The organism is Bradyrhizobium sp. CCGB20 (assembly GCF_024199855.1).
GTDB lineage: Bacteria > Pseudomonadota > Alphaproteobacteria > Rhizobiales > Xanthobacteraceae > Bradyrhizobium.
This window is the reverse complement of sequence record NZ_JANADN010000001.1, coordinates 1343432-1358188: the sequence shown is the minus strand read 5'-3', so window position 1 is coordinate 1358188 and position 14757 is coordinate 1343432. Positions and strand designations below refer to the sequence as shown.

The window sequence follows — 14757 nt, the reverse complement described above, 5'->3', positions numbered from 1 at the left end:
AAATTCGGCCGCGGCGTGAACCGTGACTTGGAAGTGACAGACACAGGGAAAAGCGCGTGGCAAAGCCGCACAATCCGTTGCAAACGGGCGTCCTTGAAGTCAGTTTGTCGTGAGTTGTCCCGGGTAGCGCTGGCTGCAAAATCGGGGCCTGTATATCGTCCGCGTAAGATTCGTCTGCGTAGGAATCGTTGCGTGCAGGCGTGCAACTTTCGAGAGGCCGGCGCAGTTTAGCCGAAGCTCAATTAGGCGATAACGAAGCTGTTCCACGAGGGACAGTTCACCCGAGGGGTGCGAAATGCGTGACTGTTTGAACCACCGTGCAGGCTTTGACCGCGTCTTGATGACGGTCGCGGCGACCTTCCTCACGGTATCGGCCAGCGCTGCGCTGGCGCAGGATCAGGCGCGCAGCAGCGCCGCCGAGCTCGCGATCGAAGCCGCGATCCCGCGCCCCGAGCCCGCAAACGTCCCGCCCCCGACCGCATCCGACATCAAGCTCGACACCACCGCCACGGTTCAGGATTCCGCGAAGGAGCCGGCCAAGGACCCCGTGAAGGCTGAAGCTGTCCCGGCCCCGGACAAGGTCGAGACCAAGCCTTCCGACGTCGCCACGACGCCCGCCCCCGAGGCGCCGAAGAGCGAAACCGCCAAGACCGAGCCTGCGAAGACCGAGCCCGCCAAATCCGAACCAGCCAAGGCCGACACTGCGACGGTAACGCCGGCCGCGCCTGCGGCACCCGCCGCTGCAGCAATTCCTGCCGCCGAGCCGGTCAAGGCCGCCAGCAACGTTCCCGCCGCCGACCAGCCGGTCGCCGACAAGCTCAAGGACATCATCGGCGCCAAGACCTCGCGCCATTTCGACCGCAAGAACGAGCGTGCGGCGATCGAGAAGTTTTACGGTGCGCGCGACTTCGCGCCGGTCTGGACCCAGGGCGGCAGCCTCACGTCCGCGGCCAAGGGCGTGATCGCGCGGCTGAAGGATGCGGCCTCCGACGGTCTCAATCCCGCCGACTATCCGGTGCCGGATTTCGCCGCCGCCACGACGCCCGATACGCTCGCCGATGCCGAGCTGAAGCTCACCGCCAGCATGTTCGACTATGCGCGCCAGGCCCAGAGCGGCCGCATGCACTGGTCGCAGGTCAGCGGCGACATCCTCTATCCCGAGCACCCGGTCGATCCGAGCGAGGTGCTCGCCAAGATCACGACCGCGACCGACGCCTCCGCTGCGCTCGACAGCTACAACCCGCCGCAGAAGCTCTACAAGGAGCTGAAGGCCAAGCTCGCGGAGCTCCGCGGCCTGGGCAACGGCCCGGTGATCGAGATCGGCGACGGTCCGGCGCTGAAGTACACCCCGGCCGGCAAGAAGCAGGCTGAAATCGTCGTCGACGATCCGCGCGTGCCGCAGCTCCGCGCCAAGCTCGGCCTCACCGAGAACGCCAGCGACACCCGCTATGACGCCACCGTCGCCGAAGCCGTGCGCAAATTCCAGAACAGCGTCGAGATGAAGCCGACCGGCGTCCTCGACGACAAGACGGTCAGGGCGATCAACACGCCGAAGCGCGACAAGCAGATCGACACCGTGCTGGTGAACATGGAGCGCTGGCGCTGGCTGCCGCGCGACCTCGGCGTCCCCTCGCTGGGCGATGCCTATGTCATCCTCAACATTCCCGACTACACGCTGAAGGTCATGCAGCGCGGCCAGCAGGTCTGGACCACCCGCGTCGTCACCGGCAAGCCGGGCACGCATGCGACCCCGCTGCTCACCGAGACGATGAAGTACATCACGGTGAATCCGACCTGGAACGTGCCGCCGTCGATCGTCTACAACGAGTACCTGCCGGCACTTCAGCAGGACCCGACCGTGCTCCAGCGCATGGGCCTCAAGCTCGAGCAGAACCGCGACGGCTCGGTGCACATCTCGCAGCCGCCCGGTGAAGCCAACGCGCTCGGCCGCATCCGCTTCAACTTCCCGAACAAATTCCTGGTCTATCAGCACGACACGCCGGACAAGAACCTGTTCGCCCGGGAAGATCGCGCCTTCAGCCACGGCTGCATGCGCGTGCAGAACCCGGATCAGTACGCCTCCGTCCTGCTCAACATCGCCATGCCGAACGAGAAGTACACGCCGGAGCGCGTGCGCAGCATGTACGGCAAGAGCGAGATCGATCTGAAATTCCCCACCCCGATCCCGGTCAACATCACCTACCAGACCGCGTTCGTGGATGACGGCGGCAAGCTGCAATTCCGCAAGGACGTCTATGGCCGCGACGCGACCATGATCAACATCCTGAAGAACGGCCGCGGCAAGGACCTCGAGAACGTCGTCGCGCACTCCCAGCCGAGCTATTCGCGCCCGGCGACGACGCTGCCCTCGGGCGTGGCGGTGGCCAACAATGGCGGCGGCTTCGGCTCGTCCGGCCCGAACTTCTTCGAACGGCTGTTCGGCGCCCCGACCCCGCCGCCGGCTCCGGTCGGCCGTCGGCCGCAGCGGGTGTTTACCCGCTGAGCCCGGATCGGCGCCTCGTTTCCTGAAATTCTACAATAAAATCAACGACCCCATCCTCTGGATGGGGTCGTTTAACGTTAACCATTCTCCACCCGACCTCGGGCAGCGGGCGTTTTTTTGCCACACTAAACCGTTTAGGATTGTAGCCTGACTTGGTTTTGGGGGCGGGAAGGTCAACCTCGAATTAACCTTCTCGCTTTAAGAAAGCGTTCACCCTCTTTCGCGCGCTAACGGGGTTGGCGGGAGAGTCCATTTGAACGCTCGTCGACTGGGTGGGCTCAAACGTGCTGACTGGTCTTGCACGCCAATTCTCTGTGCTGTCGTTGTCCCATGCGGGAGTGAAGGCCGGATCCCGGATCGGCCTTGCTTCCGTATTGCTGCTTGCTGCCGCAGGCTCGGTCCATAACGCCGCCGCGCTGAACGAGACCAAGACCCTCTCCTTCCACCACACCCATTCCGGCGAAGACCTCACCGTCACCTTCAAGCGCGATGGGCGCTACGACGAAGCCGCGCTGAAGCAGCTCAACCACTTCCTGCGCGATTGGCGCACCCAGGACGAGACGGTCATGGACCGTCACCTCTTCGACATCCTCTGGGAAGTCTACCGCGACGTCGACGGCAAGCAGCCGATCCAGATCATCTCCTCCTATCGCTCCCCCGCCACCAACGCCATGCTCCGCCGCCGTTCCTCCGGCGTGGCGCGCTTCAGCCAGCACATGCTGGGGCATGCGATGGACTTCTACATCCCGGGCGTGCCGCTGGAGCAGATCCGTTTCGCCGGCCTGCGCCTCCAGCGCGGCGGCGTCGGCTTCTATCCGACCTCCGGTTCGCCTTTCGTGCATCTCGACACCGGCAGCATCCGGCACTGGCCGCGCATGACGCATGACCAGCTCGCCCGCGTGTTCCCGGACGGCCGCACGGTCCACGTTCCGACCGATGGCACGCCGCTGAAGGGCTATGAGCTCGCCAAGGCCGACATCGAGCGCCGCGGCAGCGGTGACGACGCCGGCAGCAAGCCGAATTTCTTTGCCGCCCTGTTCAAGGGCAAGTCGGCTCCGGCCGCCAGCAGCAGCGACGAGGATGACGAGGGCGCGCCCGCGCCGGCCGCCAAGCCCGTTACGCCGACCGTGGTCGCCGCCGCAGCCAAGCCCGCCGAACCGGTGCCGACGCCGCGCGCCAAGCCGTCCATTGCCGCCACGATTCAGCTCGCCTCGGCCGATGCGCAGCTCGTTGCGCCGCCCAAGCCAAAGCCCGCGCCCGTGGCTGACAAGCCGGCCGCCGGCAAGCCCGAGACCCCGGCCGACATCATCAATGCCCGCGGCTTCTGGGATGATGTCCCGGCCGCACCGCAGCAGGCGACGCCGGCTCAGGTCGCCGCGCTGAAAGCCCGCCAGGCGCTCGCCGCCGCGACCGACCCGCAGCCGACCGCGAGCGTCACGAGTGCTGCCTTTCAGGCACTGGCCTATGCGCCGGCCGCCTCCCCGGTCGACCGTGCCAACGTCGTCGCCGCCTCCGCGCCGTTGCCGCGCTCCAGCCGTCCCACGTCGGCGCGCAGCTCCGCGCCCGCGACCGAGATCAACACCGTTGTCGGCAAGAGCATCGACGGCATGGTCGCCACCGCCACCCGGCTCTCCGCCGCCAAGAGCGAGAGCATCTGGCTCAAGATCGTGATGCTGTCCCCGAGCGCCAGCCGCGCGATGTCGGTGACGTTGATGGGCGAGCTCGATACGGCTGCCCTGCGCGGCTATTTCGTCAAGCCGCAAGCCGTGATCGCAATGGGCTTTGCCGACGATCCGATGCAGGGCCTGTCCTGCGACAGCTTCTCAGGCAGCGCGACCGCGAAGCTCCAGACGACGTCGTTCGTGATGCGCACCGCGGCGCTGCGCTGAGGCCGGTAGCCCTCGCCATTTCCAAGCATTCAGCCTCGTAGCCCGGATGAGCGAAGCGATATCCGGGACAGCCGCGCGCGCCGAGACATCCCGGATGTCGCTTCGCTCATCCGGGCTACAAAGTGCGCCCTACCGCGCTTTCCTGCCCCGCCGGTCCAGATGATACGTCAGCGCCAGCGACAAGCAGACCGATAGCTCCCGCTTCGGCAGCTTGCCCGCCACCGGCAACAGCAACGCCCGCGTCTGCCGGTACTCGAATTGATCCGGAAAGCGCTCGCGAAAGGTGTCGACCAGCGTCGTCTTGCAGTTGAACAGAATGGCGGCGTGCTCGGAGTCCTTGAGGCGCCCGAGCCGGATCGTCGAGCCACTGCCGGTCTCATCGGTCAGGTAGGCCGGCTCGCCCCACTTCAGCGTCTCGGTGAGTTGGCCGACATCCTCATGCGCCGCAGCGGTCACGAAGATCAGCTCGCGCACCTGAAACAGCCGCTTGCCGATCGGCGCCGGAAGGGCGCCAAAGGCACGGTCGACCTCGCGCGGCAGCGGCGGCGCGGTCACGGCGGTCTCCGTTCACAGACGAAGTGCAACACGCCACGCTTGTAGCCCGGATGAAGCGAAGCGCAATCCGGGAAATGCTTCCTGTGCTGCACGAACCCGGATTTCGCTACGCTCCATCCGGGCTACGGCAGCAGTGCTGGAGGCGCGAACGCCTCACAGCATCCCCAGTGCCTGCATATAGGTTTCGAGGATCGTCTCGGCCTCGGCGCGCTCGTTCGGGTCCTGCTTGCGCATGCGCACGATGGTGCGCAGCGCCTTGACGTCGTAGCCATTGCCCTTGCTCTCGGCATAGACGTCGCGGATGTCGTCGGAGATCGCTTTCTTCTCTTCCTCCAGCCGTTCGATGCGCTCGATGATGGACTTGAGCTGGTCCTTGGCAAATTTCGTCGCGGGCTCGTCGTCGCGGACGGCGGCGGAGGTGGCCATCTTGGTACTCCCAATGGAACTGGCAAAACGAGGTGACGCCGGCATCCTCACCGCGCGTGCTGGGTAGACCCTTAGGGTTGGCGTCCCCCGCGTTCAAGCAAGCATCGCGCTCGTCCACAGCGCGCCCACACCTTCCTGCGGCGGGGCCAAGAAAGCTGTTGTGTGGTGCGACTCAGTGCGTCGCAGGAAGCGAACAGGCCTGTCAGTGCCCGTGCCCGTGGGGGTGGACCTTCTTCATCGCCTCGATCTGCTCGGGCGTGGCCGTACCCTGGTATTTCGACTTCCAGGTCTCGTAGGGCATGCCGTAGACGGCCTCGCGGCTCTCGTCCTTGCTCAGCGCGACGCCTTGCGCGTCGGCGGCGTCCTTGAGCCAATTCGACAGGCAGTTGCGGCAGAAGCCGGCCAGATTCATCAGATCGATGTTCTGGACATCCGTCCGCGTCTTCAGATGATCGACCAGGCGCCGGAAAGCGGCGGCCTCGAGCTCCGTTCTGGTTTTGTCGTCGATTGCCATGGCTGGATCCCTTGGGCCTGAATTGGCTCTGCCCCCGATGGGGGTCACCCTTACGGGATCAGGTGGGCCCTGTCACAGATTTTGCCAGATCGCGGCGCAAACGGCCTCTGAACCAGGCCCGGGGGCCCGTTCCCCGGCCCTACGCCAAATCGTCAATGATCTGATATAGCTTCCGCGACAATGATCGCCGAATCTCCCCGTTCCCCCCTTCGCCTGCTCGCCCGGTTGGTCCCGGTGCTGGTGGTTGCCCTGCTATGCCTCTGGGCCAAGCCGGCGGCTGCCGATTTCCGCCTCTGCAACAACACTTCGAGCCGGGTTGGCATTGCCTTGGGCTACAAGGACGCCGAGGGCTGGACCACCGAGGGCTGGTGGAACATCTCATCCCGCTCCTGCGAGACCCTGCTGCGGGGAACGCTGGTCGCCCGCTACTATTACATCTACGCGATCGACTACGACCGCGGCGGCGAATGGTCGGGCCAGGCCTTCATGTGCTCGCGCGACAAGGAATTCACCATCCGCGGCACCGAGGATTGCCTCGCGCGCGGCTATGACCGGACCGGCTATTTCGAGGTCGACACCGGCGAGCAGCGGGCCTGGACCGTGCAACTCACCGACGCCAACGAGCAGCCGTCGCAGCAGCAGCGCGTACCCGGCCTGCCGGGCCCGGTGGGCCCGGGTGGTGGCGTTCCGGGTTTGCCCAATAGTCCGCCCGGTGGTACGCCCCCCGCCGCGCCTGGCCTCGCGCCAGCCCCTCCGCCACCGTCTGGAAATAAGCCATGAGGCGTCTTCGCCGTATCAAGATTCTCGCGACCCTGGGACCCGCCTCTTCGGACCTCGCGATGATCCGCCGCCTGTTCGAGGCCGGCGCAGACCTGTTCCGCATCAACATGAGCCACACCCCGCATGACAAGATGCGGGAGCTGGTCGCGACCATCCGCAACGTCGAGAGCAGCTATGGCCGGCCGATCGGCATCCTGGTCGATCTCCAGGGCCCGAAGCTCAGGCTCGGCGCGTTCGCGGAAGGGGCGGTGCAGCTTCAGAACGGCCAGACCTTCACGCTCGATTCCGACAAGACGCCGGGCGATGCCACGCGCGTCAACCTCCCGCATCCGGAGATCCTGGCCGCGCTACGGCCCGGCCATTCGCTGCTGCTCGACGACGGCAAGGTGCGACTGATCGCGGAGGAGACCTCGAAAGAGCACGCGGTGACGCGTGTCGTGGTCGGCGGCCGGATGTCCGACCGCAAGGGCGTCAGCCTGCCCGACACCGATTTGCCGGTCTCGGCGATGACGCCGAAGGACCGCGCCGATCTCGAGGCCGCGCTGGTGACCGGCGTCGACTGGATCGCGCTGTCCTTCGTGCAGCGCGCCGACGACGTGATCGAGGCCAAGAAGATGATCCGCGGCCGCGCCGCGGTGATGGCCAAGATCGAGAAGCCGCAGGCGATCGACCGCCTCGCCGACATCATCGACGCCTCCGACGCGCTGATGGTGGCGCGCGGCGACCTCGGCGTCGAGCTGCCGCTGGAGCGCGTGCCGAGCCTCCAGAAGCAGATGACGCGCATGGCGCGCCGCGCCGGCAAGCCGGTGGTGATCGCGACCCAGATGCTGGAATCGATGATCCAGTCGCCGGTGCCGACCCGGGCTGAAGTCTCCGACGTCGCCACTGCCGTCTATGAGGGCGCCGACGCCATCATGCTGTCGGCCGAATCGGCGGCCGGCAAATTCCCGGTCGAGGCGGTCTCGACCATGAACCGCATCGGCGAGGAGGTCGAGCGCGACCCGACCTATCGCTCCGTGGTCGCTGCCCAGCGCCCCTCGCCGGAATCGACTGCGGGCGATGCCATCGCGGACGCCGCGCGGCAGATCGCCGAAACGCTCGACCTGCCGGCGCTGATCTGCTGGACCAGCTCGGGCTCGACCGCCGTGCGCGTGGCGCGCGAGCGACCGAAGCCGCCGATCGTGGCGATCACGCCGAACATCACCGCCGGACGCCGGCTCGCCGTCGTATGGGGCGTGCACTGCGTGGTGGCCGACGACGCCCGCGACCAGGACGACATGGTGAGCCGCGCCGGCCAGATCGCGTTCCGGGACGGTTTCGTCCGCGCCGGCCAGCGCGTCATCATCGTCGCCGGCGTGCCGCTCGGCATCCCCGGCACCACCAACATGGTGCGTATCGCCTCGGTCGGCCCCGAGGGCGACGCGAATATCTAGGTCGCCGGCGCGCGCCAAAACAAAAATGTCGAAAACAACCCCATGCACAGTAGCCGGCTGGTCCGGCGAATGTGCGCGGGTTTCTCGAAAAGACGCGCTCAGGCAATGATTTGAGCGCGATCAGGCCTCCGCCTCGATCGCACTGCGAGTTTACGCCCCGACCAGCGCCTTCGCCGCCGGCAGCAGCGTCTGCTGCACCACAAGGCCGCGGGCGCGGGCGTCCATGACGCCGACAGCGCGCAGCGCCAGCAGCGTCACGGTCTGCACGGCATCGCGCATCCTGGCGGGATCTTCGAGATTGTCAGGCGCCAGCGGCCCGACCAAGGCCTCATGCAGCGCGCCGAGCAGCGCGGTGGCGGCAAGCGCGGTGTCCTGGGCCGGCAGGTGGCCGGCACGCACGGCGGCGTCGATCCGCGCGGCGATCTCGCCGGCGATCTCGCGGCGGCTGGCGAGGCGCGAGGCGCTGACATCGACATCGACGGGCTCGGCCAGGATTCCCCAGGCCAGCCTGCGCTGCGACAGTGTATGGACCGCCACGGTGGTGACGGCCGCCGCCAGCGCCGAGGATGGGCCGGGCGCGGCATCGGCCGCCCGGCGGATCGCCGCGAGCTCGTCGCGCGACACCTCGGCAATCAATTCGGAGATCAGTTCGGCCTTGGACGGGAAGTAGCGGTAGACCGTCCCCGCCGCGACACTGGCCCGGACCGCGACCGGCGCGATCTGCACCGCCGCCATCCCGCCTTCCGCCGCAGCTTCCCGCGCCGCCGCGAGGATCGCACTGCGCCTTGCCGCAAGGCGCTTCACCACTTGATGCGTCCGCCGATAAACCATGGCGCGCTTCCTGTCCCACACGCCAGCCACACGCCCTGCGGCCGCACGCTTCGTCACTGCAATAGATGCAAATCGTCCCGCAAGGACTGAACAACTATTCAGGGTGGATGACAAGGTCCAAATGCATGATGCGTCACAGCAAACGGACGGGAGCGCCATGTCTGGCCACGAACGCCGTCATGCCCGGGCCGGTCCCGCCTGCGCGGCCGAAGCCACTTCGGCGAGGCGAAGGTCCGGGCACCCACGTTCTTTGGGCAGCGGAGCCAGGACATCGATGGCGGGGTCATGGCCAGCGGAAGCGGCGCCGTCCTTCGGATGGCTATGCCCGGCCATGACGGCTGTAGCGACACGACCGCCCAAAAGAAAAGAGCCCCGTCCAGGACGGGGCTCTCGAAATTCCAGGATCGTCCAGTCTTACTTGAGGCTGGTCGAGATCGAGCCGAACTTGGTGTTCAGCGAGCTGCCGAGGTTGTTGACGACGGTGATGATCGCCAGCGCGATGCCGGCAGCGATCAGGCCGTATTCAATGGCGGTTGCGCCGGATTCGTCCTTCACGAAACGCGAAACGAGGTTCTTCATAGACTGCTCCCAAAGAGTACACGAGGCTTACAAATGGTCTGATCTTTCCGGCTTCCCAGCGCCGCCCGACCATGGAACCGAACGTAGACGCAAAGAATTGCGCCGCAGTTAATTCGACTGCGTAAACACGAAGCGGATTGCAGGTATTCGACGATGGTAAAGGGGAATTGAAAACAATCCGTTAAATTGCAGGTATCCGCGGCAATGCTGCGGGGCGCGATTTACTCCAAGTTATGACCGCCCATGGTCCAATGCCGTCCGCTCGAACAAGAATAAACAGGACGACGAGGCGGCATGTCCCTTTCCTTTGCCAATGCAATCGCGGTGCAGAGCCGCGCGCGCGCACTGGTGCCGCTGTGCGTCGGTGCCGGCGCCTATCTCTTCTTCCTCTTTGTCGGCGACACGCTGCTTCAGGACTCCGACTCGTTCTGGCAGATCAAGATCGGACAATGGATCCTCGATCACGGCGCCGTTCCCTACACGGACTTCTATTCCTTCACGCGGACCGGCGAGACCTGGATCTCGACGTCGTGGCTCTCGCAGGTGCTGTTCGCCTTCTCCCATGCGCAATGGGACTGGGCCGGGCCCGTGATCCTCACCGCGATCGGGGTCGCGCTCTCGGCCGCGATCTTCGTCTATCTGCTCGACGCGCAGATCGGCGCACCGCGCGCGGTGCTGTTCGCGATGCTGGCGCTGCTGCTGTCGATCCATCACGTGCTGGCGCGGCCGCATATTTTGGCGCTGCCCGTCATGGTGGCGTGGGTTGGCCTGCTGATGGCGGCGGCCGACCGCAAGAGCGCGCCGTCCTGGTATTGGCTGCCGCTGATGGCGCTCTGGGCCAATTTGCATGGCGGCTTCGTGCTGGGCCTCGCACTGATCGGCCCGATCTCGCTCGAAGCGGTCGAGCATGCCGAGAAGGGACAGCGGCTCCGGCTGTTCATGCGCTGGGTTCTGTTCGGCGTCGCGGCACTGATCGCGAGCTGCTGCACGCCTTACGGCTGGCGGACGCTGATGGGTGCGACCAACATCCTCAGCCTCGGCGAATTGCTGTCGCTGATCTTCGAATGGATGCCGGCGAATTTTGCCACCTTCACCTCGTTCGAAGGCGCGCTGCTCGGCCTGATCGCGCTCGGCTACTACCGCGGCCTCGTGCTCTCGGCGCCCCGGATCTTCCTGATCCTGTTCCTGACCTGGAGCGCGCTGACCCATGTCAGGAGCATCGAGGCTTTCGCCTTCCTGATCCCGCTGGTGCTGGCAAAGCCGCTCGGCGAGATGTTTGCGCGCCCGCCCGCTGACGCCACTGGCGTCGACCGCTGGCCGGCCCGCTACGTCACCGTAACAGGTGCGCTGATGATCGTCGCCGCAAGCTGGACCTCGACCTCGCTCTACATGGGCCACCACCGCTTCACCTTCACGATGGCGCAGACGCCGGTTGCGGCGGTCGACCTGCTCGAGAAGCTTGGGGTGCAGCGCATCTTCAACGCCTACCAGTTCGGCGGCTATCTGATCTCGCGCGATATCCCCGTCTACGTCGACGGGCGTGCCGAGCTCTACGGCGAAAAATTCGTCATGGATTTCTTCAAGGCGACGGAGGGCAAGAAGCCCGAGCTGCTGCCGCGCCTGCTTGACCAGTACAAGATCGACGCGACGCTATTGGTCGCCGACGCGCCAGGCCCGCAGATCCTCGACCAGCTCAAGGGCTGGAAGCGGATCTACGCGGATGACATCGCGGTGGTGCATGTAAGAGAGAAGGTGGACGGCGCGGCGGCGGCGAAGTGAGCGTGCGGCGCCAAGGCGTGTCCCGATAGATGAGACATCTGTTTCGAGACGCGGAGCAGGCTTAAGCAGGCGCTCCGGTCATTTCGCCGATTGACCCGAAGGCGACATCAGTCCGACCCCATCGGGGCCGCTTAAGCCGACATGCGCATTGCTTCGCGCATCTCCCGCTTCACGCCACCGCCTGGGCAATGAAGTTGCGGACGATCCTGGAGGTCTCGCCACGCCGGAACGCCAGAGCCAAGCGCACGATTGGAGCGTCCCCTTTGACCTCACGATAGGTGACGCCGGTGACATGAAGCTGGCGCATTGACGCCGGCACGAGCGAAAAGCCAAGCTCAGCTGCCACGAGGCTGACGACGGAGCTGATCTGCGGCGCGGACTGCCCGAGGATCGGCTCGAAGCCCGCCCGCCGACAGGCCGCGATGACGGTGTCAGCCCAGGCCGATCCGCGTGACGTCAGAACGAGCGGATCCCCCTTCAGCCTGACAAGATCGATTTCAGTCGACTTCGCCACCGGATGGCTTGCGGGCAATACGACGAGCAGCGGCTCGTTGGACAGACGCCGAAACTGCAGATCGTCCTCGCCCTCATCGGGGCGCAGGAACACCGCGTCCAGCTCTCCTTCCCGAAGGCCCGCAACGAGACGGGATGTGGTCGCCTCCTCCAGCGTCAGATCCACATCGGGATAGGCTCGGCGAAACGATCGGATCGTCGAGGTGACAACGGGATTAAATGGTGCCGAGTTGGTAAAGCCCACCCGCAGCGAACCGATTTGACCCCGTGCAGCCCTTTGCGCGGCGCGAATGGAGCGCTCCGCCTGCATGGGAATGACCCGCACGTTCTCCAGAAAAGCGCGCCCTGCGTCGGTCAGTTCAGCACCCTGGGGAATGCGATGGAAGAGCACAGCCCCGACTTCGGCCTCGAGATCCTTGATCTGCTGGCTCAGCGGCGGCTGCCCGATTCCAACGCGCGCAGCGGCGCGTGTGAAGTTTTTCTCCTCGGCAACCGCGAGGAAATAACGGATGTGGCGAAGTTCCATGCCAGTGCCAAAAGCTATGGAGATCGTTCTTGCTATATATTTGACTGTGCGATGACTGAAATCAAATATCTCTTATCAGGAGCCCGATTGACTTGGACGTTGACTTGGACGATCGAAATTGGACCAGGATCTGAATGTCAGCCTGAAAAGCGAGTCCATCCCTGAGCCAGCGGTCAGGACCGAAGAACCTCGTCTCCCGGTTGCTGGACCTTCGCTGTCCGCGAGACCCGAACTCGATCGATCGCGCGCTTTCTCGCAACGCCAGCGCGCCTTGCTGTTCCTCCTCGCCATTGCAGCAACTTTTCTAGCCTGGTGGATGTCGGGCTATCTGTTCGCCTATACGGACGACGCATACGTCACGTCCGATGTGCTGTCGATCACGCCGGAAGTTACGGGTCCGATCGCAGCGGTTCTTGTGAAAGACAACGAATGGGTGAAGCGAGGAACGCTCCTCTTCACCATCGATCCGGTACCGTTCAGATTGGCTGTCGAGCAAGCGCGCGCGGACGAGGTGCGAACTGAGGCTCAGCTGCCGGTGGACCGGGCACAGTTGCAGGTTCTGCTGGCGCAGAAGGAGGCGGCGGGTGCTGCCGAGAGGCTCGCCGCGGCGAATCTGCGCCGTGACACGCCGCTTGCCCAGTCCGGTACGATCTCCGCGCAGGCGCTCGACACGACTCGCACCACCGAGGAGCAAAGCGCGGCCCAGCAACATGCCGCCGAAGCTGCCTTGCAGAAGGCGAACGAGACTCTGAACCTGGATAAGGCTGCCGTCTCATCGGCCCACGCTGCCCGTCTTCTCGCCGAATGGCGCTTGGGCCGCACCAATGTCGTGGCGCCCGTTGACGGTTACGTGACGCATCTTGCCATTCAAACTGGCGACATGGCTTCCACGAGCCAGGCAGCGGTTGCGATCGTCGATGGGAACGCCTGGCGCGTCGTTGCCAATTACAAGGAATATTATCTACGACACCTCCATCCCGGCGGCCTGGCCTGGATCTGGCTCGACAGCCATCCCTGGCATCTCTACCGCGCACGCATCCAGGGCCTGGCGCACGGCATCAGTCGCCAGCAAGGAAGCGAGACACTCGTCCCTTACGTATCTCCAACGGTGAACTGGATTCGCCTGCAACGACGGGTTCCTGTTCGATTCACGCTGCTCGAATCTCCTGGGAGAGACCAACTCTTCATGGGCGTCGACGCCCGCGTCCTGGTCATCTATTGATTGGGAGAATCTCGACGATGCCGCTCCTGATATCGGCCCTGCAACCCATACCGCGCGCCCTGGTGCGTGAACTCAAATCGCTCGAGCTTCGCGGCCCGCGCGCCAGAGACGCAGCAAAACTCGTGATCTCGGTGTTGGCCGCTGTCGCGGCGGCAACCATTCTCAACCTTGATGATCTCTCCTGGGCAGCGTTCAGCGGCTACATGGTGATACGTGGCAGCCTCGCCGAGACATTCCGGCGGGGACTGATGCGCATCGTGGGCACTGTGGGTGGAGCACTGCTGGGACTCCTGCTTGCGCCAGGAACAGCGAATGACCCTTTGCTGTTGATGGCCTTCCTCTTCCTGGTGTCATGGATCGGCACCTTTCAGTCGCTGGCGACCAACTACAGTTACGCATGGCTGTTCTTTGGCCTTACGGCCGGGATGGTAACCACCGAGGCGCTCGCCGCGCCAGACTCTGTCGTGCATTTCGCTGCCACGCGGGTGGCGGAGATTACGGTCGGAACGTGCGCATGCCTTGTTGTTGCAAGCCTGTTCCCGGATACGCCGAGCCGCAGGGACAAACAATTTCACGACATGCTCTGGTGCGGACGCCTGCGTGATGTGTTGAATGAGAGCTGGCTGCGAGGGCATTGGCCGCTGCTCGAGCACTGTACCCGTGCGGCGCTGGCCGTCGCCTTGCTTCCCCTCATCTGGCGGTGGTTCGGCATCGAGGAGTTCTCACAAACTGCGGTCACATCGTACGTCATCATGATCGTCCCATCGGCAGCGGTGGGGAGCCGCCGATACGCTACGATCTACGAGAGGATAGTCCACAGGGCGCTCGGATGCCTGCTTGGTAGCGCGGTCGCTCTGGTCTCTATTGGCCTGTTCGGCACAGGATTGCTGGTAACCGTGCTCACCCTCGCTGCCGGCGTCTGGATCGGCTACCAAATCCAGACAGGACGGGAGATCAACTATCTCGGAACGCAGTTCACGCTCGGACTTCTCATCACCCTTGTTCAGGGGCCAGCTCCGATCACAGATATTTCCCCTGGGCTAGAGCGTTTGGTTGGCATCGCGATCGGCTCCGCCATGCTCTGTCTGACGACCCTCGTCTGGCCTTTGGTTGAAGACCGGACGGAGGGCTGATCAAGTCATGCTGCGGCGCATGGGTCTGGAACTGGCCGACAGCGGACATTCGACGCTCGGGGCCGATGGCCGCT

At 64.9% G+C, this 14757-nt stretch carries 13 protein-coding genes; 7 read left to right on the top strand and 6 right to left on the bottom strand.

Annotated elements, in window-relative coordinates; genetic code table 11:
- Positions 1-295: 295 nt before the first annotated feature.
- Positions 296-2503 (top strand): murein L,D-transpeptidase, encoded by a 2208-nt coding sequence (locus NLM15_RS06300; RefSeq protein ID WP_254116171.1) that lies wholly within the window; start codon positions 296-298, stop codon positions 2501-2503.
- A gap of 272 nt (positions 2504-2775) precedes the next feature.
- Entirely contained in the window at positions 2776-4392 is a 1617-nt protein-coding gene (locus tag NLM15_RS06295) for a DUF882 domain-containing protein (protein WP_254116170.1), read from the top strand.
- 129 nt (positions 4393-4521) lie between these two features.
- Here the strand turns inward: NLM15_RS06295 and NLM15_RS06290 are convergent, their stop codons facing one another.
- The 3 genes from NLM15_RS06290 to NLM15_RS06280 form a co-directional block, all read right to left on the bottom strand.
- Positions 4522-4947 (bottom strand): DUF1801 domain-containing protein, encoded by a 426-nt coding sequence (locus tag NLM15_RS06290; protein WP_254116169.1) that lies wholly within the window; start codon positions 4945-4947, stop codon positions 4522-4524.
- A 153-nt stretch (positions 4948-5100) separates the two neighbouring features.
- Positions 5101-5373: a DUF2312 domain-containing protein gene (locus tag NLM15_RS06285; RefSeq protein ID WP_014492426.1), complete on the bottom strand. Its 273-nt coding sequence runs from the start codon at positions 5371-5373 to the stop codon at positions 5101-5103.
- 202 nt (positions 5374-5575) lie between these two features.
- On the bottom strand, positions 5576-5887 hold the full coding sequence (locus tag NLM15_RS06280; RefSeq protein ID WP_254116168.1) for a DUF1244 domain-containing protein: 312 nt from the start codon (positions 5885-5887) through the stop codon (positions 5576-5578).
- 180 nt (positions 5888-6067) lie between these two features.
- Here NLM15_RS06280 and NLM15_RS06275 point away from each other — a divergent pair, with 180 nt between their 5' ends.
- Together NLM15_RS06275 and pyk are read left to right on the top strand one after the other, a co-directional pair.
- Positions 6068-6667, top strand: a complete 600-nt coding sequence (locus tag NLM15_RS06275; RefSeq protein ID WP_254116167.1) for a DUF1036 domain-containing protein — start codon at positions 6068-6070, stop codon at positions 6665-6667.
- A complete protein-coding gene (pyk, locus tag NLM15_RS06270; protein ID WP_254116166.1) occupies positions 6664-8100 on the top strand; it encodes a pyruvate kinase in 1437 nt (478 codons plus the stop codon). Before NLM15_RS06275 ends, pyk begins: the two co-directional genes overlap by 4 nt.
- 150 nt (positions 8101-8250) lie before the next feature.
- On the opposite strand, the gene NLM15_RS06265 is transcribed toward pyk, so the two are convergent.
- Entirely contained in the window at positions 8251-8931 is a 681-nt protein-coding gene (locus tag NLM15_RS06265; protein WP_254116165.1) for a TetR family transcriptional regulator, read from the bottom strand.
- Between the two features lie 414 nt (positions 8932-9345).
- Positions 9346-9510 carry a Flp family type IVb pilin gene (locus NLM15_RS06260; protein ID WP_166813359.1) on the bottom strand — a complete coding sequence of 55 codons (165 nt, stop codon included), beginning with the start codon at positions 9508-9510 and terminating at the stop codon, positions 9346-9348.
- Positions 9511-9804: 294 nt separating this feature from the next.
- On the opposite strand from NLM15_RS06260, the gene NLM15_RS06255 reads away from it, so the two are divergent.
- A complete protein-coding gene (locus NLM15_RS06255; protein ID WP_254116164.1) occupies positions 9805-11289 on the top strand; it encodes a hypothetical protein in 1485 nt (494 codons plus the stop codon).
- A gap of 169 nt (positions 11290-11458) precedes the next feature.
- On the opposite strand, the gene NLM15_RS06250 is transcribed toward NLM15_RS06255, so the two are convergent.
- Positions 11459-12328, bottom strand: coding sequence for a LysR family transcriptional regulator (locus NLM15_RS06250; RefSeq protein ID WP_254116163.1), 870 nt, complete (start codon positions 12326-12328; stop codon positions 11459-11461).
- 118 nt (positions 12329-12446) lie between these two features.
- On the opposite strand from NLM15_RS06250, the gene NLM15_RS06245 reads away from it, so the two are divergent.
- On the top strand, positions 12447-13550 hold the full coding sequence (locus NLM15_RS06245; RefSeq protein ID WP_254116162.1) for an HlyD family secretion protein: 1104 nt from the start codon (positions 12447-12449) through the stop codon (positions 13548-13550).
- Between the two features lie 17 nt (positions 13551-13567).
- A complete protein-coding gene (locus NLM15_RS06240; RefSeq protein ID WP_254116161.1) occupies positions 13568-14683 on the top strand; it encodes an FUSC family protein in 1116 nt (371 codons plus the stop codon).
- Positions 14684-14757 lie beyond the last annotated feature (74 nt).